Origin of the sequence: Stenotrophomonas maltophilia, assembly GCF_039555535.1 — a bacterium.
Taxonomy (GTDB): domain Bacteria; phylum Pseudomonadota; class Gammaproteobacteria; order Xanthomonadales; family Xanthomonadaceae; genus Stenotrophomonas; species Stenotrophomonas maltophilia_Q.
The window spans coordinates 4,395,639-4,417,218 of the sequence record NZ_CP154630.1 but is presented as its reverse complement, the minus strand read 5'-3'; the positions used below and the strand labels follow the sequence as shown (position 1 = coordinate 4,417,218).

The window sequence follows — 21,580 nt, the reverse complement described above, 5'->3', positions numbered from 1 at the left end:
AGATGTTCGGAAGCAGCAAATCCAACCGTGAAGGCCAGCTGGTGGTGGATGCCCTGATCGGCAACCAGGTGGTGATCCGCGGCGATGTGGAATTCAGTGGTGGCCTGTACGTGGAAGGCCGCATCCACGGCAAGGTGATCGCCGCCGAAGGCGCCAGCGGCGCGACCCTGACGGTCGCCGAGCATGGCGTGATCGAGGGCGAGATCCGCGCCCAGGTGGTGGTCATCAGTGGCCGCCTGGACGGCGACGTGCATGCCACCGAGAAGGTCGAGCTGACCCCGAGCGCGCGGGTCAACGGCAACGTTCATTACCAGGTGGTGGAGATGAATGCGGGCGCCCAGCTGAACGGCCGCCTGATCCATGCCAACGCGCCGATGGCGGCCCTGCCGGCCCCGGAAGGCGACGACGCCAATGGTGGCAAGGGTGACACTGCCGCACGCCGCAAGCTGGCCGAGGCGATGGCTTGAAAGCCATCGTCGGCGCCCCCATGCTGACGCCATGAGCACGCTAGTCTCCCTGCCCGGCGCCACCCCGGCCGCCGCGCCCGATTACCAGTCGCTGGAGCGCCCGCTGAACTTCACCGAGTCGGCGGCCGCCAAGGTCAAATCCCTGATCCAGGAAGAGGGCAACCCCGACCTGGCATTGCGCGTGTATATCGAAGGCGGCGGCTGTTCCGGTTTCCAGTACGGGTTCGAGTTCGACGAGAACCGTGCCGAGGACGACCTGGCGGTGCAGACCAGCGGGGTGACCCTGCTGGTCGACCCGCTGAGCCTGCAGTACCTGATGGGCGCCGAAGTGGACTACACCGAGAGCCTGACCGGTGCGCAGTTCGTGATCCGCAACCCGAACGCCAAGACCACCTGCGGCTGCGGCAGCAGCTTCAGCATGTAGGCAGGGCGCGGGGCCTGCGTCCCGCGCGACAAGGTGTGTGGAGCAAGCTCCACACCTGCAGACGGTTTCGGCAAAGCCTGCGGCTTGCCACCTGCATCGATTGGCGGCACGCTTGCCGGATGCCCAATACTCCTTCGCCGCTTTCCGGTTTCGCCTTCGTGGGCAAACCGCTGGAGCGCGCCGATGCCCTGCGCGAAGATGCCGATGCACTGGCGCGCCTGTGGCCGGGTGCGCGCATTCTGGTGCTCGATCAGGACGGCAGCGCCTTCACCGGCGATGACGACCAGCCGCTGGCACTGACCGGCGCCGACATCGGCGGCGGTCCCGGCTCCGCGATCTTCCTCGGCCTGCGCGGGGAACAAGCGTGGTTCTCGGTTGAAGCCGCCAGCGTCACCGTCACCGCACCACGTCGCCTCGACCTGCGCCAGGCCGCCCTGCTGTGGTCGGTGGCTGATGCGACCGCTTTCAGCTACGCCCGTGGCATGTCCTACTGGCACTCGCGCACCCGTTTCTGCGGTGTATGCGGTGGTGCCGTGGCGTTTGCCCGCGGCGGCTTCGTGGGGCGTTGCGCGCAGTGTTCCACCGAGCACTACCCGCGTGTCGACCCCGCTGTGATCGTGGCGGTTGAAAACCAGGGCCGCCTGCTGCTCGGCCGCCAGTCGAACTGGGCGCCACGTCGCTACTCGGTGCTGGCCGGCTTTGTCGAACCGGGCGAAACCTTCGAGCAGACCGTGGTGCGCGAAGTCCACGAGGAGAGCAAGGTGCGGGTGACCGCCTGCCAGTACCTCGGTTCGCAACCCTGGCCATTTCCGGGAGCGCTGATGGTTGGCTTCCGCGCGCAGGCGCACGCCGATCTGCCGATCGTGGATGGTGAACTGGAGGACGCGCGCTGGTTCAGTGCCGAGGAGGTCGGTGCCGCGCTGGCACGTGATGACCAGGACGATGGCGAGGGTATCCGCCTGTCACCGCCGATCTCGATTTCGCGAGGGCTGATCGAGCACTGGTACCGGCAGCAGAAGGGCTGAGCCAGGCCGGTGGGGGCGCCTGTATTGCCGCCACCTGAACACGGCACGGGTTACAGTCCGGTTCACCGCTGAGGGTGCCGCTGCGGCAGGTAAGGTAGCGACGCCGAGCGATCTGTTTCGTAGGGAGACCCGCCATGTTCACCACTCTGGCCGCCGTGCTGGTCGCACTGGCCCTGGGCCATGTCGCTCCGGCTGCTGCTGCCTCGCTGCGCCGTTTCGACGGCTTCCGGCGCTGGTTGGGCTGGCTGGACGCGCATGGTGGAAAGGCCTGGCAGGGGCCGGCGGGCGTTGCCCTGGCACTGCTGCCGCCGCTGCTGCTGCTGGGCCTGCTGGCCTGGCTGCTGCGCGGGGTACTGTTCGGCCTGCCGTCGCTGTTGCTGGGCGTGGCGGTGCTGGCCTGGTGCTGGGGCCCGCGTGACCTGGACCGCGATATCGAGGCCATCATCGATGCCGACGATGCAGCGACGCGACAGGCCGCAGTGCGCAACCTGCAGTCGGCCGGCGGCAGCCTGCGCGAAGACATTCCGTCGCTGGTCGAGGCGACGGTGCTCAACGCACTGCGGCGCTGGTTCGCGGTGTTGTTCTGGTTCCTGCTGCTGGGCCCGGCCGGCGCGTTGGGTTACCGGCTGCTGGCGCTGATGGCGGAGAGCCCGATGCGCGCACGCGTGCCGGTGGAGCCGCTGGCGCTGGCGCAGCGCCTGCTGGGCTGGATCGAGTGGCCGGTGGCGCAGCTGATGGCGTTCTCGATGGCGCTGGTCGGCAATTTCGATACGGCGTGGAAGGCCTGGCGCCAGGCGCACGGTGAGCGCCTGGCAGGCAACATCGGCTTCCTGGGTGCGGTGGCGCGGGCCAGCGTCAATGCCGAACTGCGCGAGGACGCGCACGATTACACCGAGGCAGGGCTGTTGCCGGTGTGGCAGCGGTTGCCGGACCTGCGCGATGCGATGAGCCTGGTGTGGCGGATGCTGCTGCTGTGGCTGGCGATCCTTGCCTTGCTGGTGATTGCAGGCTGGGTGACGTAGGTGTTTTGGCAGGGCTTGCAGCCCTGCACCTGCAGAAGCAAGAGCAACAGCCGGATTACCGCGGGATGGCGGGGTGGGTCGGATGGCGGGGGACGCCGTGAATCCGTCCATGGAGGCTTGGTCGCCGCATCCATGCGGCTCACACCCCCGCCATCCGACCCACCCCGCCTTCGACAGTTTTCCGTGCACTGACGTTCTGTAGAGCCGAGCCATGCTCGGCTCCGAGCGAGCGCAGCGAAGCGATCCGCTTTTGAACTTCTTTTTCTTTTCCGTGGTGGGCGCACACGGAAACTGTCCGTGGCCGGGCGGGATGGGTTTGCGGGGGTGTCCGCGGCATGGATGCCGCGGCCAAGCCTCCACGGACGGATTCACGGCGTCCCCCGCAAACCCATCCCGCCCGGCCAATCCCATGATCGACAAACGCCGCCCACCACGAGGGGCTGCGCCGTTGGCTGGAATCCTAGATCGGTGCCAGCGCGGTAAACGGTGCCCACGGCAGGTTGCGCAGCAGCGCATACCCGGGCAGCACCCAGAGCCAGAACGTGGGATTGGCCAGTACCCGCATCAGCGGGTCGAGCACGCGTGGGCGGATGCCGGCGATGTTCAGCAGCATCAACAACAGGAACGGCAGGCTGATGACCAGCAACGGGTTCATCGCCATCGCGCCGGGCAGGTCGAAGTGGACCAGGGAATACAGGCAGCGCGTGCTGCCACACCCCGGGCAGTACAGGCCGGTCAGCGCGTACAGCGGGCAGCTCGGCAGCGGATTGCCGGCGACATACGGGTTGACGTTGCGCAGCACCACCGTGGCACCTGCGGCCAGGCCGGCGGAAACCAGCAGCGGCGCCCAGCGGGCGAGTCGGGAACGGATGGGAAGCGCGGACATGCAACAACGGATCCGGCGCAGGCGCCGGATCCGTCCAGGCGTATCAGTAGCCGCTGTTGCTCATCGCGCCCATGCCGCCGAGCACAACGAAGAACAGCACGTACAGCACGACCAGCACGGCCCAGGCGATGGCCGACCAGATGGCCCACTTCTTGGCCTTGGCGGCGGAGTCCTGGGCGCCGGCGATGTCGCCAGCGGCCAGCTTGCCGTTGACCTGTGCGGCGTAGACGATCGACACGATGCCGGCCGGCAGGCAGCAGAACAGGGTGGTCAGGATCGCCCAGACCAGGTTGTTCGGGACCTGCGGAGTAGCGGTATTCATGGGTTCAAGCTCCTTGATGGGTGGTGGTGGTGAATCATTGGTCGGAAAGAGCGCCCAGTACGGCCAAGCCGCCGAACAGCCCGAACCACAACAGCAACAGGACCGGCAGGGCCACGGCCGAAGCCACTGCCCACCAGCCCGCCTTGCGCGACGCGCTGTAGGCCCCCGGCAGGTCGCCGGCCGCGCGGCGGCCATCGACCTGGGAGGCATAGACGATCGACACCACGCCCAACGGCAGGCAGCAGAACAGCGTCGTCAGGATCGCCCAGACCAGATGGTTGGGGATGTAGACCGGACGGCTGAGCGGTGGTGGTTGATTCAAAGCGAGACTCCATTCCTTGGTGGCCGGCCTTGGTGAATCGGCCGAACCTCCCCCCTGTGGGTGCGTAATCTACCGCAACCGGCGTTGCATGTATGCGTTTACACGCACGGCATGCCGTGTTCGCCACTGGACGCTGGCGTATGTGGAGAGGTCACTCCACCCGCCAGGCTGGCCGATTCCGTCAGGCGTGATCGCCGCGCAGGGCCCGCACCTGGCCCTCCAGCGCTTGGGCGTTGGCGGTGTGGCCATCCACGGCCGGTGCCGCCACCACTTCGACGGTGGCGCGGAAACGGCGCGGCACCCGCATGCGGCCCAGGCGGCTGTCGCGCCGGCTCCACATGCTCGACCACATGCCGCGCAGGGCCATCGGCACCACCGGCACCGGACGCCGTTCGAGGATCTTCTCGACGCCGGATTTGAACGGGGCCATCGCGCCATCCTTGGTCAGTGCGCCTTCCGGGAAGATGCAGACCAGCTCACCTTCGGCCAGCGCGGCGTCGATCTCATCGAACGCGCGCTGCATCAGCGCCGGGTCCTCGCGTGCACCGGCAATCGGGATCGCCTTGGCGGTGCGGAAGATCCAGCGCATCACCGGAATGTTGAAGATCCTGTAGTACATGACGAAGCGCACCGGGCGCGGGATCGTCGCCGACAGGATCAGTGCGTCCATGTAGCTGACATGGTTGCAGACCAGCAGCGCGGCGCCTTCGTCGGGCACGTTGGCCTCGATGCCGTGCGGGCGCAGCCGGTACAGGGTGCGCACCATCAGCCAGCTGAGGAAGCGCATCAGGAATTCGGGGACGATGGTGAAAATGTAGATCGCCACCAGCGCGTTGGCGATGGCCAGCGCCAGGAACTGCTGCGGGATGGTCCAGTGCAGCAGCTTGTGCGCGGCCAGCGACAGCAGGGCCGCGCCCACGATGAAGCCGGAATTCTGGATGTTCAGCGCGGCGAACACGCGCGACATCTGCGCCTTCGGCGTGCGGCTCTGGATCAGCGCGAACAGCGGCACCACGAAGATGCCGGTGAACAGGCCGATGCCGACCAGGTCGATGACGATGCGGATGCTGCCGGGCTGCTGCAGGAACGTGCTGACGGTAAGCCCATGCGCGGTCGCCTCGCCGCTGCGGGCGAAGTACAGGTCGAGCAGGAAGGCGGTCATGCCGAACGCACCCAGCGGCACCAGGCCGATTTCCACCGTGCGTGCCGACAGCTTCTCGCACAGCAGCGAGCCGACGCCGGTGCCGATCGAGAACAGGGCCAGCGCGAAGATGTACAGGGTCGGCTCGCCGCCGAGGTTGGTCACCGCATAGGCCGGCAGCTGCGAGGTCAGCACGGTGCCGACGAACCAGAACCAGGACACGCCGAGGATCGAGTTGCGCACGGCTTTCTGCTGGCGCGCCATGCGCAGCACTGCCAGCGATTCCGGCAGCGGGTTCCAGTTGATCTTCAGGTCGGGATCGCCGGCATCGACCTTGGGAATCAGCCGTGCGGCGATGTTGCCGCAGATCGCCAGCGCGATGATCGCGCACGCGGCCACCACCGTGCCATGACTGCCGGCTACGGTGAACACCAGGCCGCCGACGATCATGCCGGACAGGATCGACATCGAGGTGCCCATCTCGACCAGGCCGTTGCCACCGGTCAGTTCCTCGGGCTTGAGCACCGACGGCAGCACCGAATACTTCACCGGGCCGAACAGGGTCGATTGCATGCCGGTGCAGAACAGGGCGACCAGCAGCACCGGCAGGCTCTGGGTGAGGAAGCCGGTAGCAGCCAGCGACATGATCACGATCTCCATGGTGGTGGTGATCACGATCAGCCGCGATTTTTCCAGCTTGTCGGCGATCTGCCCGGCCAGTGCCGAGAACAGGAAGTACGGCAGGATGAAGATGGCCGGTGCCAGCGTGGCGTACAACCCCAGTTCTTCCTCCGGCACGGCCATGAACAGCAACATGCTGATGATCGCCTGCCGGTACACGTTGTCGTTGAACGCACCCAGCGCCTGGACGATGAAGAACGGCAGGAAACGGCGCTGGCGCAGCAGGGCGAACTGGTTGTGACCGGACATGGAACCTCCTTGACCGGCGCAGCCTAGCATTCCTGCCCGTGTGTCGGGACTGCGGTGGGGCGATCCACGCATGGCGTGGATCTCCCCAGACCCCATGTCGGTGGGTGCGGACCGTTGGCCCGCACACCTGCAGAACTTCAGACGATATCGTCGACCACGCCGCCATCCACGCGCAGTGCCGCACCGGATGTGGCCGAAGCCTGCGAGGACGCCAGGTACACCACCATGTTGGCCACTTCCTCGACCGTGGCAGTGCGCTGGATCACCGAAGACGGCCGGTGTGCCATGACGAATTCGCGGCCGATCTGCTCCAGCGGCTTGCCACTGCGCTGGCGTTCATCTTCGAACATTGCCGCGAAGCCATCGGACAGGGTCGGGCCGGGCAGCACCGCATTGACGGTGACACCACTGCCGGCCACGCGCTTGGCCAGGCCGCGCGACAGCGACAGCTGCGCGGTCTTGCTGACCCCGTAATGGATCATGTCGGCGGGAATGTTGCGTGCCGATTCGGAGGAGATGAACAGCACGCGGCCCCAGCCGGCGTCGACCATCGCCGGCAGCAGCGCCCGCGACAGGCGCACGCCGGACATCACGTTGGTCTGCCAGTAGCGCTCCCAGGTGGCGTCTTCGGTCTCGAAGAAGTCCTCGGGGCCGAAGATGCCGGCGTTGTTGACCAGGATGTCGACCTTGGGCAGGCCGGCCAGCAGGGTATCGACGCCGGCTGCATCGGAGAGGTCGGCGGCGACGCCGGTCACCTCGGCACCCGGAACGGCGGCGAGCACGCGCTGGCGGGCGCGTTCGACGCTGTCGGTGCTGCGGCCATTGAGAATGACCCGCGCACCCGCTGCGGCAAGACCCTGGGCGATCGCCAGGCCGATGCCGGCGGTGGATGCGGTGACCAGCGCGGTGCGGCCGGCGAGTTCGATCTTCATGGGGGCGTCCAGGAGCAGAGGATCACCCAGTATCCGCGCGGGAACGTGATCGGGATGCAGCGCCAGGCGCAACGCGCTGTTGCGCACGGCACAGTAGATCCACGCCACGCGTGGAAGCAGCACCGGTAGCGCCGGGCCATGCCCGGCGGCAGTTGTCAGGTGAGCGTACGCACTGCCTCATTCGCCGCCGCCCGCACTTTCGGCAGCAACCGCAGCACCAGCGCCATCTGCGTGCGTATCAGCTGCAGCTTCGGCGGCATCGCCTCATCGATCTGTTCCAGCTCGGCGGCCACCGCGCGATCGGCATCGTTGTCATCTTCGGCGACTGGCTGGCGTGCGGCCAGGGCGGTGGCCAGCTGCTGCAGCGCCTTGCGCACGCGATCACCGGCCGCCAATGCCAGCGGATCACTGGCGTAGCTGTCCACCTGGTCGCGGTGCGCGCCAAGCGCCGAGAGGTGGCCCAGCAGGGTGTTGGACAGGGCCAGGAAGTGGAAGCCGGCATCCAGGTTGCGGCGCACGTGGCCGGGCTCACGCAGCATGTTCGACAGCGCGGTGGACAGCGCGGCATCGGCGTTGTGCATGTCGCGGCGGGCGATGCGATAGGCCAGGTCATCGCGCATGCCGCTGCGGTACTGGCCCAGCACCGAATCGAGGTAGCGCGCGGCGGTATCCAGCACCCGCGCCAGCACCCGATGCAGCTGGCGGCCCTGCCAGTCGGGCAGGATCAGGAACGCGGCGGCGGCGGCGATCGCGCAGCCCAGCAGCGTATCGACCATGCGCGGCACGATCAGCACGAAGCCATCGCCGATCAGGTTGAAGCAGGTCAGGGCCATCACGGTGATCGCCGCCGATGCCACCAGGTAGCGATCGGTACGGGTGAAGAAGAACAGCAGCGCCGACAGCAGCGCGATCAGCAGCTGTACGTGCAGCTGCGGGAACAGCTGCAGCAATGCCCAGGTGAGCACGAGGCCGGCCACGGTGCCGACGATGCGCTGCGCCAGGCGCTGGCGGGTGGCACCGAAGTTGGGTCGGCACACGAATACGATGGTCAGCAGTACCCAAGAACCGTTCTGTGCGTTGAACAGCCGGATGGCCGCGAAACCGGCGATCAGTGCCAGCGCCATGCGCAAGCCATGGCGGAACAGCACCGAGCCGGGCGTGAGCTGCTGGCGCAGGCGCACGCCCATCTCGCGCAGGGTGTGCGGATTGCTGTCGCGCAGGCGCGTATCGACATTGTCGAGGCTGGCCTCGGAGCGTTCGGCGTCCAGCAGGCGGCGCTCGATGCTGCGCAGGTTGTGCACCAGCAGGTCCAGCGAGCCCAGCAGGCGCTGCCACTGCGGGCGCTGCTGGTCGCGCAGGTAGGCCAGCGCATCGGCCAGATCGCGCCCGGCCTGCTGGTTGCTTTCGCCATACACGAACGGACGGCGCAGGCGGATCGCCTCGCCCAGCCGCGCGCAGGCCTGGCCCTGCAGGTCGAGCAGGCGCTGGCAGCGGTACAGCACGTCGCTGTGGAAGAAGGCGTCGACCAGCGCGCCATACGGGTAGTGCGAGGAGCTGGCGCGCTCGTGGAAATCCTGCGCCATGTAGTACAGGCGCAGGTACAGGCCGGAGTTCACCCCGGGCCGGCCGGAGCGGCCGAAGCGGGCCAGGATCGCCGTCTTGGCCTCGTTCAACGCGCCGACCACGCGCCGGTTCTGCTCGGCCAGATCGAGCTGGCGGCGTTGCAGGTCGGCCTCGCGCACCGGCTCGAACAGGGCGGCCTTCAGCTGCAGGTAGCGGCCCAGTTCGATGTAGAGCCGCGCCACGCGCTCGCGCACCGGGCGGTTGGCGAACAGCGTGGTCCACAGGATCGACAGCAGTCCGTACCAGACGGCACCCGCCAGCAGGTGGCTGACGGCGTCCAGCGCGCTGTGCAGATCGGTAGCGCCATGCTGCTCCAGGCCGATCATGGTGTAGATCGCCAGCGTTACCGTGGCTTGGGCGATGGATGCGTAGCGCTCGCCGAGTGCGCCGAGCAGGGTCAGGCAGAAGGTGGACAGTGCCAGTGCGCCGATGAAGATCCACGGCCACGGGAACAGCCAGATCACCGAGGCTGCAGCGATACAGAAACACAGCAGCGACAGCAGTACCGCCTTTGTCCGGCCCCACCAGTTGTCGTCGGTTTCGGCGATGGCACTGGCGATGATGCCGAGGAACACGCCGGGCAGCGCCGTGAGCGCGTCCAGATGCCAGCACACGGCAAGCGCCGCCGTCAGGGCGATGAACACCCGCAGGCCATAACTGGCCTTCTCGTGGGCCCACAAGCGGCTGAGGCGGGATTGGCGGGCGGACATGCAGGCTCGGTGGAAGGATCGAGCTCCATTATTGCGGGGTGCGCGTGAAATATGGAGTGCGGACCGTCGGTCCGCACCCACCATCCGCATCCGCCGGGCATGGCCCGGCGCTACCGTTTCAGTCGATCCGCGCCATGCGAGGATGGGCCCTTCTACGCCCGCTGCGCGCGCTTGAGCAGCTTCGCTTCGCGCTTGCGTGCACGACGTGCCCGCCAGCGTTCGGCCAGGCAGGAGAAGATCACGTACAGCGCCGGCGTGCTGAGCAGGGTCAGGCTCTGCGAGAACAGCAGGCCGCCGATCATCGCGATGCCCAGCGGACGCCGCAGCTCGGACCCTTCGCCCAGGCCGATCGCCAGCGGCACCGCCGCCAGGATCGCCACCATCGTGGTCATCATGATCGGGCGGAAGCGCACGATGCTGGCCTCGCGCGCGGCATCGCGCGGCGCCAGCCCATGCTCGCGCTGCGCCACCAGCGCGAAGTCGATCATCATGATCGCGTTCTTCTTGACGATGCCGATCAGCAGCACCAGCGCGATCATCGAGATCACCGACAACTCGGTGTTGGTGCCGAACAACGCCAGCAGCGCACCCACGCCCGCCGCCGGCAGCGTGGACAGGATGGTGACCGGGTGGATCAGGCTCTCGTAGAGCATGCCCAGCACCAGGTACACGGTCAGGATCGCGGCAAACACCAGGATCAGCATGTCGCTGGGGTCGGAGTTGAAGCCGAAACCGGCGTCATCGGCCAGGCGGATGTCGCCGGGCATGCGCATGCCGGCCACCGTGGCATCGATGATCGCCTTGGCCTCCCCCATGCTCACGTCCGGCGCCAGGTTGTAGCTCAGGTCCATCGTCGTGTACTGGTTTTCATGGGTGATCTGCGACGGCGCCAGCCCCGGTACCTGGGTCGCCACCGCGGTGATCGGCACCATGTCGCCGTTGCGCGCACGCACGTACACCTCGTCCAGCGCCGCCGGTGTGGCCGTCTGCGAGGGCAGGGCGTTGACCACCACGCTGTACTGGTTGATGTCGGAGTAGATGGTGGAGATCTGGCGCTGGCCGAACGCACCGTACAGCGCGCCATCGATGGCGCCGACGGTGATGCCCAGGCGCGCGGCCTTGGCGCGGTCGATCTCGATGTTCTGGCGCAGGCCGGCGTTGTCCACGTCGGTGCCGACGTCGCGCAGCTTCGGGTTCTTCTTCAATTCCGCCTGCAGCTTTGGCAGCCATTCCTGAAGCGATGCCAGGTCGTTGCCCTGCAGCGAGATGCGGTACTGCGCGCCCTGGCTGGAACCGCCGCCATCGTTGCTGGGAAGATCCTGGATCGCGCGCAGGCGCAGCTGCAGGTCGGGGTAACGGTCGGCCTTGGCGCTCAACCGTGCCAGCGCATGCGCGGTGGTTTCGCGGCGGCCGTCGCTGCGCGACTTCAGCTCGATGTTGAACTGTGCGCTGGAGCCCTGGCGGCCACTGCCCAGGCGCACGCCCACGGTCTTCACCGCGGGGTCGGCCATCAGCATGTCGGTGATGCGGCGCTGGCGGGCCACCATGTCCTCGAAGGACACGGTGGCACTGGAGTTGGCACGGCCCCAGATCAGGCCGGTGTCCTGCGGCGGGAACGCGCCCTTCTTCACCGCGCCGAACAGGAAGACGGTGGCGCCGATCAGGATCAGCGGGGTCAGCGACAGCAGCAGCGCGTGGCGCAGCGAGAAGTCGAGGAACACGGTGTAGACGCGTAGCATGCGTTCGTGGCCGGCATCGAGCCAGCGGCCGAAGCGCGACGGCGGCGCAGCGTGATCGTGGGCGCTGAGGAAGCGGCTGCACAGCGCCGGGGTGAGCGTAAGCGAGACGATCATCGAAACCACGATCGCCGCCACCAGGGTGACGGTGAACTCGCGGAAGAACGCGCCCATCATGCCGCTGGCGAACAGCAGCGGGATGAATACCGCCACCAGAGAGGCGGTGATCGAGACGATGGTGAAGCCGATCTCGCGTGCACCGGTCAGCGCCGCCTGCATGCGCGGCATGCCCTCGTCGAGGTGGCGCATGATGTTCTCGATCACCACGATTGCGTCGTCGACAACGAAGCCGATCGCGATCACCAGCGCCAGCAGGCTCAGGTTGTTCAGGGTGAAGCCCATCACGTACATCACCAGCGCGGCACCGGCCAGCGACAGCGGCACGGTCACCGCGGCGATCAGCGTCGGTGCCAGCCGGCGCAGGAACAGCGCCATGGTCAGCACCACCATCGCCAGGCTGATCAGCAGGGTGATCTGCACTTCATGCAGCGACGAACGGATGGTCGGCGTACGGTCGAAGTACGGCGTCATCGTGGTGCCCGGCTGCAGGTAGTCGCGCAGGGTCGGGATCTGTGCCTTGACCCGGTCCACGGTCTCCACGATGTTGGCGCCGGCACGGGTGAACACGTACATCACCACCGCCGGTTTGTGGTCGAACCACGCGGCCTGGTAGGCGTCCTGCTGGCCGTCGTAGACATTGGCGACGTCCTTGAGACGGATCACCCGGCCATCGCCCTGCGTCTTGACCACCAGGTCGGCGAAGTCGGCGGCGCGCGCCACCGAGTCGTTGGCAATGATCGCGGTGGTGGTGTTGCCATCGCTGAGGAAGCCGGTGGGCGAGGTCACGTTGGCCGCGCGCACGGCGTTGCGCAGGTCATCGGCGGTCAGGCCCAGCGCGTTCATCAGGCGCAGGTTGACGTCCACGCGTACCGCTGGCGTCGAGGCACCGGCGATGTCGACCGAAGCAACGCCGGTGATCTGGCGGATGCGCTGCGCCAGCAGCGAATCGGCCACGTTGTACAGCTCGTCGGCCGACTGCGTCTGCGAGGTCAGCGCGATCGCAATCACCGGGTCGTCGTTCGGGTTCGCCTTCTGGTACATCGGCGAGCCCATGCCCGAGGGCAGGTCGGCCTGTGCCGAGTTGATCGCGGTCTGTACGTCCAGCGCGGCCGAATCGATGTTGTGGCCGCTCTGGAAGATCATGAACACCAGCGAGCTGCCTTCCGAGCTCGACGAGCGCATGCGGTCGATGCCCGGCAGCTGGCCAAGGTGGCGTTCCAGCGGCGCGGTGACCGTGGAGGCCATGGTCGCCGCATCGGCGCCGGACTGGCTGGCGTGCACGAAGATCACCGGGATCTCGATGTTCGGCAGCGCCGACACGCCCAGGCGCAGGTAGCAGATCAGGCCGACCATGAACAGGCCGATGGCCAGCAGCGCGGTGCCGATCGGGCGGCGGATGAAGGGGCCGGACAGGTTCATCGTGCGGTCCCCCGCAGCAGCGGGGCGAGGATCATGCCTGCGGCTCCTGCAGCGAACCGTTGCGCAGCGCGCGCTGTTCGCGGCGGCGGGCAAGCCATTCGGAGAAGCGCTCCATGTACAGGTAGATCACCGGCGTGGTGTACAGCGTGACCAGCTGGGACAGCAGCAGGCCGCCGACGATGGCGATGCCGAGCGGGCGGCGCAGTTCCGAGCCGATGCCGGTGCCCAGCGCCAGCGGCAGCGCACCGAGCATGGCCGCAGCGGTGGTCATCATGATCGGGCGGAAGCGCAGCAGGCAGGCACGGCGGATCGCCTCGTGCGCGTTGGCTCCGGCGCGTCGCGCCTCGATGGCGAAGTCCACCATCATGATGCCGTTCTTCTTGACGATGCCGATCAGCAGCACGATGCCGACGATGCCGTCCACCGACAGGCTCAGCCCGCACAGCATCAGCGCCAGCAGCGCGCCGACACCGGCCGGTGGCAGCGTGGAGATGATCGTGATCGGGTGGATGTAGCTCTCGTAGAGCACGCCCAGCACGATGTAGATCACTACCAGCGAGGCCAGCAGCAGCCACACCACATCGGTCTGGCTGCCGGTGAATTCGGCGGCCTTGCCGATGAACTCGGCATGCAGGTGGGTCGGCATGTCCAGGCTGTCCTTGGTCTCCTGGATTGCACGCACCGCTTCGGACAGCGAATACCCCGGCGCCACGTTGAACGAGACCGTCACCGCCGGCAGCTGCTGCTGGTGGCTGACAACCAGCGGCGCGCTGCTCACCTTGCCTTCGGCCAGCGCCGACAGCGGGATGATGTTGCCGGCACCGACGGTGATGCCGGTGTTCTGCGCGCCGATGCCGGTGGCGGTGGACGAGTTGGACGAGGTGACCTGGCCGAAACTGGTGGCGTTGGTACCGGTCAGCGCGCCGGCGCCGTTGGAGGCGACGGCCAGCTGTTCCATCAGTGCGGTACTGGTGCGGAACTCCGGTGCCACTTCCAGCACCACGCGGTACTGGTTGAGCTCGGTGAAGATGGTCGAGATCTGGCGCTGTCCAAACGCATCGTAGAGCGTGTCATCGATGGTCTGCATCGGCACGCCCAGCACGCTTGCCTTGTCGCGGTCGATGTTCAGCTCAAGCGCACGGCCCTGGTTGGACAGGTTGTTGTCGACGTCGGCAAGCTCCGGGCGCTTGCGCAGCGCCTCGGTCAGGCGCGTGGCCTGCTTGGCCACTTCGGCGCTGTCCACGTCCGACAGCGAGTACTGGTACTCGGTGGCGGCCACGCGGGTATCCAGGGTCACGTCCTGCACCGGCTTGAGGTACAGGGCCACGCCCGGAATGCCGGCCACTGCCTTCTGCAGGCGCGGCAGGATCTCCTCCAGGCCATCGCGCTGGCTGCGCTCCTTCAGCACGATCGACAGCTGGCCCTGGTTGAGCGTGGGGTTCATGCTGCCCGCGCCGATGAAGGCCGATACGCCGGTCACGTCCGGGTCCTGGCGCAGCGCTTCGGCCACCTGCCTGGTGCGCTGTTCCATCTGTGGGAAGGCGATGTTCTGGTCGGCCTGCACCACGCCGGTGATCAGGCCGGTGTCCTGTTCGGGCAGCAGACCCTTGGGAATCAGCACATACAGCAGTACGGTCAGCACCAGCGCGCCGCCGGCCACGGCCAGGGTGGCGCGCTGGTGGTCCAGCACCCAGTCCAGGCTGCGCTCGTACAGGCCCACGGTGCGCGTCCACAGGTTCTGCTTGCCGGCCGCCGCTGCGCGCTCGTGCGCGTCTTCGCCCTCGGGCAGCGCGTCGGGCTTGAGCAGGTAGGCGCACATCATCGGGGTGAGCGTCAGCGAGATCAGCATCGACAGCACCACGGCGATGCTCAGCACCCAGGCAAACTCGTGGAACAGGCGACCGGTGACACCGGGCATCAGCAGCAGCGGCAGGAACACCGCCACCAGCGACACGGTCAGCGACAGCACGGTGAAGCCGATCTGGCGCGCGCCGATCTCGGCCGCTTCCTTGCCACTCTTGCCCTGCTCGATGTAACGCACGATGTTCTCGATCATCACGATCGCATCGTCGACCACGAAGCCGGTGGCCACCACCAGCGCCATCAGCGAGAGGTTGTCCAGCGACATGCCGGCGAAGGCCATCACCGCGAAGGTGCCGGCCAGCGACAGCGGTACTGCCACCGAGGGAATGATCGTGGCCCACAGCCGGCGCAGGAACACGAAGATCACCGCCACCACCAGGCCGATGGTGAGGATCAGGGTGAACTGCACTTCATGCACCGAGGCGCGGATGGTCTCGGTGCGGTCGTTGAAGATCTCCAGGTGCACGTCGGCCGGCAGCACGCCCTGCAGCTGCGGCAGGATCGCGCGGATGCGCTCGACGGTCTGCACGATGTTGGCGCCCGGCTGCCGGCGCACTTCCAGCAGCACCGCCGGCTTGCCATCGGCCCAGGCCGCCAGCTGGTCGTTCTCCACGCCATCGACCACCTCGGCCACGTCGGACAACCGCACCGGGCGGCCGTTCTTGTAGCTGATGATGGTGTCGCGGTACTCGGCAGCGCTGGCCAGCTGGTCGTTGGTGCCGATGCTGTAGGACTGGGTCTTGCCGTTCAACGAGCCCTTCGGCGCATTGACGTTGGCCTGGGTGAGCGCGCTGCGCAGCTGCTCCAGGGTCAGGCCCATGTTCGACAGCTGCGCCGGATTGACCTGGATGCGCACGGCCGGGCGTACGTTGCCGGCAATCGAGACCAGGCCCACGCCCTGCACCTGCGACAGGCGCTGGGCCAGGATCGAGTCGGCGTAATTGTTGACGTCACGCAGCGGGCGCGTGTCGGAGGTCAGCTTCAGGGTGACGATGGCCGCGTCGGCCGGATTCACCCGGTTGTAGACCGGCTGGTAGGGCAGCGACGAGGGCAGGGTGGCCTGGCGGATCGCCGCCTGCACGTCCTGCGCGGCGATGTCGATGTCGCGGTCCATCGAGAACTGCAGGATGATCGTCGACAACCCGGCCGACGAGTCCGACGTCATCAGTTCCAGCCCGGAGATCTGTCCGAACTGGCGCTCCAGTGGCGTGGTGACCAGCGAGGCCATGGTGGTGGCGTTGGCGCCGGGGTACTGGGTGGTGACCACCAGGCTGGGCGCATCGATTTCCGGCAGCGCCGACACCGGCAGCTTGCGGTAACCGAGGATGCCCAGCAGCAACAGGCCCGCCATCAACAGCGAGGTAGCGATCGGGCGGCGGATGAAGATCGTCGAAAAGCCCACGGACTGATCCTTGCTGGCACTTCAATGTCGGCGCCGGCAGGTCCGCCGGCGCGAGGGAGAACCGTGGCCTGCGCTCAGCGCGGACCACCACCGCGACGGCCACCGCCGCCACCGTTCTTCTGCTCGGCCGCTTTCAGCTCGGCCTCGGTCGGTGCGGCCGGGGTTTCGCCCGGCTTCAGCGCGGTGACCTTGCTGCCCGGCTTCAGGCGGAACTGGCCTTCGCTGACCACCCGCTCGCCGCCCTTCAGGCCTTCGGCAATCTGCACCTGGCTGTCGCCCACTTCCACGCCACTGCGCACGGTCTGCATCTTCACCGTGTTGTCGCCCTGCACGACGTAGACGTACTCGCCGTCCGGCCCACGCAGCACGGCCTGGGTCGGAATGACCACGCCACCGCCGATGGTGCGCAGCTGCATGCGCACGTTGACGAACTGGCCCGGCCACAGGCCGTTGTCGGTGTTGTCGAACAGCGCGCGCGCCTTGAACGTGCCGCTGTCGGCACTGATCAGGTTGTCGACCACGTCCAGCTTGCCGTCACCGGACAGCACGTGCGAATCGGCCCGGTCCAGCGCTGCCACCGGCACCGCACCGGCGGCCTGCGCCTGGCGCACGTCGCCGAGCTGGCGTTCGGGCAGGTTGAACAGCACATGGATCGGGTGGACCTGGGTCAGCGTGACCAGGGCGGTACCGGCATTGACCACGTTGCCGGCGTCGACTGCGCGGATGCCGGCGATGCCGGTGATCGGTGCGGTGACCTTGGTGTACTGCAGCTGCACCTGCGCCGAGCGCATGCTGGCCTCGTTCGCCGCGACTGCGCTCTCGTACTGTGCCACTTGGTTTCGTTGTGTATCCAGATCGGTCTTGGCGACGAACTGGCGATACTCCGGCGCATTCGAGCGCTGGTAGTTGGAGCGCGCGGTGGCCAGCAGCGCCTCGTTCTGGCGCTTGGCCGCCGCCGCCTGGTCGTAGCTGGCCTGGGCGGTGCGTGGATCGATCACTGCCAGCACGTCGCCCTTCTTCACTTCCTGGCCTTCGCGGAAGTTCAGGCTCATCAACTGGCCACCGACCTGCGGGCTGACGGTGACGGTGTTCATTGCCGTAACCGTGCCCAGCGCGCTGGCATACACCGGTACGTCCTGGCGCGTGGCCTCGACCACGGTGACCGGCACCGGGCCGGCATCCGGGTCTTCGCCACCCTGGCGCGCGCCCGCCGCTGGCTTTCCAGCCTTGTCCTTGCCCCCGCCGATGACGCGCAGGCCAACCACGGCCAGCACCAGAACCGCCACGACCAGCAGCACGATCTTCCAAACACGTGACATTACGAGGACTCCGAGAGGGCTGGACCGGGCGGGACGCCGGCGGCAATGCGCAAAGCATACCTGTGCCACATCACGTTTCCTGCATGACGGATGGGACGGGCGCTAAGACCGGATCCCCCGCGGGAGGTTCCCGTGGCGCCGGTGTTGCCCTACATTCAGCTGGAACCTTCTTGCTGTGGAGATTGCGATGCGCCGTTCGCTGCTGCTGTCCGCCCTGCTGCTGGCCCTGCCGGCCCTTGCTCACGCCCAGGACGGGCAGCGCCCGGAAGTGACTGCCGCTGCGCAGCGGCTGCAGGCCAAGGTGGTCGAATGGCGCCGGGACTTCCATCAGCATCCGGAGTTGTCCAACCGCGAGGCGCGCACCTCGGCCGAGGTCGCCAAGCGCCTGCGTGCGATGGGCCTGAAGCCGAAGACCGGCATTGCCCACCACGGCGTGGTGGCGATCATCGAGGGCGGCAGGCCCGGCCCGAAGATCGCCCTGCGTGCGGACATGGACGCGCTGCCGGTGACCGAGCAGACGGGCTTGCCGTTCGCCTCCAAGGCCACCGACCAGTACCGCGGCCAGACCGTAGGCGTGATGCATGCCTGCGGCCATGACGCACACACCGCCACCTTGCTGGGCGTGGCCGAAGCGCTTGTGTCGATGAAGAAGGACCTGCCGGGCCAGGTGATGCTCATCTTCCAGCCGGCCGAGGAAGGCGCGCCGCCGCCGGAAGAGGGCGGTGCCGCACTGATGCTGAAGGAAGGCCTGTTCGCCGACTTCAAGCCGGAGGCGGTGTTCGGGCTGCACGTGTTCTCCAGTGTCCAGGCCGGGCAGATCGCGGTGCGCGGTGGCCCGCTGATGGCCGCCTCGGACCGCTTCGGGATCAAGGTGATCGGTCGCCAGACGCACGGGTCGGCGCCGTGGAACGGCGTTGACCCGATCGTGGCCACCGCCGATCTGGTCGGCACCGCGCAGACCATCGTCAGCCGCCGCGCCAACCTGTCCAAGCAGCCGGCGGTGCTGACCTTCGGCGCGATCAACGGTGGCATCCGCTACAACATCATTCCCGATGAAGTGGAAATGGTCGGCACCATTCGTACCTTCGACGAGGGTATGCGCCAGCAGATCTTCGCTGACCTGCGCAACGTGGCCGAGCACACGGCCGCCGCGCACGGTGCCAAGGCGGTAACCGACATCTACGAGTCGGAAGGCAACCCGGCCACGGTGAACGACCCGGCGCTGACCGCGAAGATGCTGCCGAGCCTGCAGGCGGTGGTGGGCAAGGACAATGTGTACGAGCCGCCGCTGCAGATGGGCGCGGAGGATTTCTCGCTGTACGCGAAGGAAGTGCCGGGCATGTTCTTCTTCGTGGGTTCGACCAGCGTGGGCATCGACCCGGCGACGGCGCCGGCGAACCATTCGCCGAAGTTCCTGCTGGATGAGAAGGCACTGGATGTGGGACTGCGGGCGTTGCTGCAGGTGAGCCTGGATTACCTGCACGGTGCCGGCACTCCTGCGGGGTGAGGGGTGCCGGCAGGGCTTGCAGCCCTGCACCCGCCTAAATCAACGTCAACGTCAAAAGCGGGCATTCCGTGGGATGGCGGGGTGGGTCCGGTTGAGGGGGACGCCGTAAACCCGTCCTTGGGGGCTTGGCCGCGGCATCCATGCCGCGGACACCCCCTCAACCGGACCCACCCCGCCTTCGACAGTTTCCCGCGGGCTGCCGGAACGACATCCTGCTTTGGTGGGTGTCGACCTTGGTCGACACGGCGGACGTCATGAACGTCTGAAGGATCGGCTTTTGATTTTGATTTTGATTTTCTGATCTTTCCCGTGGTGGCGCGGGAAATTGTCCGTGGCCGGGAGGGTGGGTTGGCTGGGGGCGTGAGCCGCATGGATGCGGCGACCGAGCCTCCATGGACGGATTCACGGCGTCCCCCAGCCAAGCCACCCTCCCGGCCAACCCCGGCATCCGGCAACACAACCACCACGGAGGGGCTCCGCCGTTGGCCGGCCCGGCCGAAGGCCCGCCCTCCGCGCGATACAATGCCCGCCATGAACACCCCACAGGATTCCAGCCTCGGTCGCGAGGTCAGTTACCCGTCGCAGTACGATCCCGGCCTGCTGTTTCCCATCCCCCGCAGCGGCGCCCGCGCCGAGATCGGTCTCGATGACGCCGCGCTGCCGTTCGTCGGCCACGACCGCTGGCATGCCTTCGAGCTGAGCTGGCTCGACCCGCGCGGCAAGCCGCAGGTGGCCGTGGCCACCGTGCAGGTGCCGTGCACCTCGCCACGGCTGATCGAATCGAAGTCGTTCAAGCTGTACCTCAATTCCCTCAACAGCACCCGCATCGACAGCGCCGAGGCACTGCGTGCGCGCATCGTGGCGGATCTGTCGGATTGCGCCGGTGCGCCGGTCCAGGTCGAGTTCGGCCTGCCGGGCCTGCGCGAGACGCCACTCGGTGAATCCATCGACGGGCTGGAACTGGAGATCGACTGCTACGGCCCGCCGCAGGCCGACTTCCTCTCGGCCGATGCCGGTGAAGTGGTGGAAGAGACCCTGGTCTCGGCGCTTCTGAAGTCCAACTGCCCGGTCACCGGCCAGCCGGACTGGGCCACGGTCAGCCTGCGTTACCGCGGGCCGAGGATCGACCGTGCCGGCCTGCTGCGCTATCTGGTCAGCTACCGCGAACACGCCGAGTTCCACGAGCAGTGCGTTGAGCGGATCTTCAGCGAGGTGTCCGCGCGCTGCCAGCCGCAATGGCTGGAAGTGGAAGCCCGCTACACCCGCCGTGGCGGCCTGGACATCAACCCGTGGCGCGCCAGCCCCGGCATCGTCGCCCCGGCAGCGACCTACCGCGAACTGCGCCAGTAACCGCCGCCGCAGGCGGTTACGGGTAGCGCCGGGCCACGCCCGGCGAGCGCAGCGGCCACCTTCCGCCTCGATTGTTCAGCCGCCCCCCGGGGCGGCTTCACATCTGCACCATCCCCGTTTAACAACCGCCATGGCAACGTGCGAGCCACGTAGTCATGCAGACGGGAGTTGTGGATGAGTACCGAGAAGAAAGCCGATTTCTCCGGCGTCAGCGCCAGCGTCGACAGTACCGCCGAGCAGGTGCCGAAGGCGGACTTCTCCGGCGTCAGCGCTTCGGTGGACAGCACCGCCGAGATCGTCAGCGGCGGCACCTACACCGTGCAGAAGGGCGACTCGCTGTCGAAGATCGCCAAGCAGCATCTGGGCGACGCCAACGCCTGGAAGAAGATCTTCGAAGCCAACCGAGATGTGCTTGACGACCCGGACAAGATTTTCCCGGGCCAGACCCTGAAGCTGCCGCCGAAGTAAGCCGGCGTTCGAACGCCGTCCGACAATCCCTGGGAGGAACCCCGAATGATCAAGACCACCCCGCTCCAGACCGCCCTGATCGCCGCCCTGCTGGGCAGTGTCGCCCTGGTCGGTTGCAAGAAGAAGGAAGAGTCGACCGACACCAACGCCGCTCCGGCTGCCACGGCTCCAGCCGAGCCGGCAGCGCCGGCGCCGATGACCGGTGCACCGCCGCCGATGGCGGAAGCTGCTGCGGTCAGCGTTTCCACAGTCACCGTGGGCAAGACCGCTGCCGCCGACAAGTCGGTCACCCCGGCTGCACTGTTCTCGCCGAAGGATGACGTCATCGTCTCGGTCAAGACCGATGGCGCTGCCAACAACGTCAATGTCGGCGCCAAGCTGACCTTCCAGGACGGCCAGGTGGCCGGCGAACAGACCGCGACCCTGAATGCCAGCGGCGCGGAGACCACCAACGTCACGTTCAAGAATGCAAAGGGCTGGCCGGCCGGCAAGTACCGCGCCGAGGTCATGGTCGATGGCAAGGCGGCCGGAACGCCGCAGGAGTTCGAGGTCAAGTAAGTCCTGCCGACTCTCTCCCGGCAGGACTCACGAT

17 protein-coding genes are annotated in these 21,580 nt (G+C 67.4%); 8 read left to right on the top strand and 9 right to left on the bottom strand.

Features of this window, described 5'->3' with window-relative positions; translation table 11 throughout:
- Positions 1–2: 2 nt before the first annotated feature.
- The 4 genes from AASM09_RS20305 to ampE all read left to right on the top strand — a co-directional run bounded on the left by AASM09_RS20305 (position 3) and on the right by ampE (position 2,938).
- On the top strand, positions 3–467 hold the full coding sequence (locus AASM09_RS20305; protein ID WP_049426888.1) for a bactofilin family protein: 465 nt from the start codon (positions 3–5) through the stop codon (positions 465–467).
- 31 nt (positions 468–498) lie between these two features.
- Positions 499–891 (top strand): iron-sulfur cluster insertion protein ErpA, encoded by a 393-nt coding sequence (gene erpA / locus AASM09_RS20300; protein WP_005411302.1) that lies wholly within the window; start codon positions 499–501, stop codon positions 889–891.
- A gap of 119 nt (positions 892–1,010) precedes the next feature.
- The gene (gene nudC / locus AASM09_RS20295) at positions 1,011–1,916 is read left to right on the top strand and encodes an NAD(+) diphosphatase (protein ID WP_049426890.1); all 906 of its coding nucleotides are present in this window, start codon (positions 1,011–1,013) and stop codon (positions 1,914–1,916) included.
- A gap of 134 nt (positions 1,917–2,050) precedes the next feature.
- Positions 2,051–2,938: a regulatory signaling modulator protein AmpE gene (gene ampE, locus AASM09_RS20290; protein WP_049426892.1), complete on the top strand. Its 888-nt coding sequence runs from the start codon at positions 2,051–2,053 to the stop codon at positions 2,936–2,938.
- Positions 2,939–3,398: 460 nt separating this feature from the next.
- Here ampE and AASM09_RS20285 read toward each other — a convergent pair whose 3' ends face one another.
- The 9 genes from AASM09_RS20285 to AASM09_RS20245 form a co-directional block, all read right to left on the bottom strand.
- Positions 3,399–3,824 carry a DUF2752 domain-containing protein gene (locus tag AASM09_RS20285; RefSeq protein ID WP_049427336.1) on the bottom strand — a complete coding sequence of 142 codons (426 nt, stop codon included), beginning with the start codon at positions 3,822–3,824 and terminating at the stop codon, positions 3,399–3,401.
- Between the two features lie 43 nt (positions 3,825–3,867).
- On the bottom strand, positions 3,868–4,146 hold the full coding sequence (locus AASM09_RS20280) for a CD225/dispanin family protein (protein WP_005411298.1): 279 nt from the start codon (positions 4,144–4,146) through the stop codon (positions 3,868–3,870).
- A 34-nt stretch (positions 4,147–4,180) separates the two neighbouring features.
- Positions 4,181–4,468 (bottom strand): CD225/dispanin family protein, encoded by a 288-nt coding sequence (locus tag AASM09_RS20275; protein WP_005419784.1) that lies wholly within the window; start codon positions 4,466–4,468, stop codon positions 4,181–4,183.
- 181 nt (positions 4,469–4,649) lie between these two features.
- The gene (locus tag AASM09_RS20270; protein WP_049427334.1) at positions 4,650–6,539 is read right to left on the bottom strand and encodes an MFS transporter; all 1,890 of its coding nucleotides are present in this window, start codon (positions 6,537–6,539) and stop codon (positions 4,650–4,652) included.
- Between the two features lie 137 nt (positions 6,540–6,676).
- Positions 6,677–7,471, bottom strand: coding sequence for an SDR family NAD(P)-dependent oxidoreductase (locus tag AASM09_RS20265; RefSeq protein ID WP_049427340.1), 795 nt, complete (start codon positions 7,469–7,471; stop codon positions 6,677–6,679).
- A gap of 155 nt (positions 7,472–7,626) precedes the next feature.
- Positions 7,627–9,804 carry a YccS family putative transporter gene (gene yccS, locus AASM09_RS20260; protein WP_049427333.1) on the bottom strand — a complete coding sequence of 726 codons (2,178 nt, stop codon included), beginning with the start codon at positions 9,802–9,804 and terminating at the stop codon, positions 7,627–7,629.
- 152 nt (positions 9,805–9,956) lie between these two features.
- The gene (locus tag AASM09_RS20255; protein ID WP_049427330.1) at positions 9,957–13,079 is read right to left on the bottom strand and encodes an efflux RND transporter permease subunit; all 3,123 of its coding nucleotides are present in this window, start codon (positions 13,077–13,079) and stop codon (positions 9,957–9,959) included.
- A gap of 31 nt (positions 13,080–13,110) precedes the next feature.
- Positions 13,111–16,344 (bottom strand): efflux RND transporter permease subunit, encoded by a 3,234-nt coding sequence (locus tag AASM09_RS20250; RefSeq protein ID WP_049427329.1) that lies wholly within the window; start codon positions 16,342–16,344, stop codon positions 13,111–13,113.
- 74 nt (positions 16,345–16,418) lie between these two features.
- Positions 16,419–17,663, bottom strand: a complete 1,245-nt coding sequence (locus AASM09_RS20245; RefSeq protein WP_049427327.1) for an efflux RND transporter periplasmic adaptor subunit — start codon at positions 17,661–17,663, stop codon at positions 16,419–16,421.
- A 187-nt stretch (positions 17,664–17,850) separates the two neighbouring features.
- Here AASM09_RS20245 and AASM09_RS20240 point away from each other — a divergent pair, with 187 nt between their 5' ends.
- The 4 genes from AASM09_RS20240 (at position 17,851) to AASM09_RS20225 (ending at position 21,546) form a co-directional block, all read left to right on the top strand.
- Positions 17,851–19,170, top strand: coding sequence for a M20 family metallopeptidase (locus tag AASM09_RS20240; protein WP_049427338.1), 1,320 nt, complete (start codon positions 17,851–17,853; stop codon positions 19,168–19,170).
- A 531-nt stretch (positions 19,171–19,701) separates the two neighbouring features.
- Positions 19,702–20,520, top strand: coding sequence for an NADPH-dependent 7-cyano-7-deazaguanine reductase QueF (gene queF, locus AASM09_RS20235; protein WP_049429005.1), 819 nt, complete (start codon positions 19,702–19,704; stop codon positions 20,518–20,520).
- Between the two features lie 174 nt (positions 20,521–20,694).
- Positions 20,695–20,988: a LysM peptidoglycan-binding domain-containing protein gene (locus AASM09_RS20230; protein WP_005411287.1), complete on the top strand. Its 294-nt coding sequence runs from the start codon at positions 20,695–20,697 to the stop codon at positions 20,986–20,988.
- Between the two features lie 45 nt (positions 20,989–21,033).
- A complete protein-coding gene (locus AASM09_RS20225) occupies positions 21,034–21,546 on the top strand; it encodes a hypothetical protein (RefSeq protein WP_049429004.1) in 513 nt (170 codons plus the stop codon).
- The last annotated feature ends 34 nt before the right edge of the window (positions 21,547–21,580 follow it).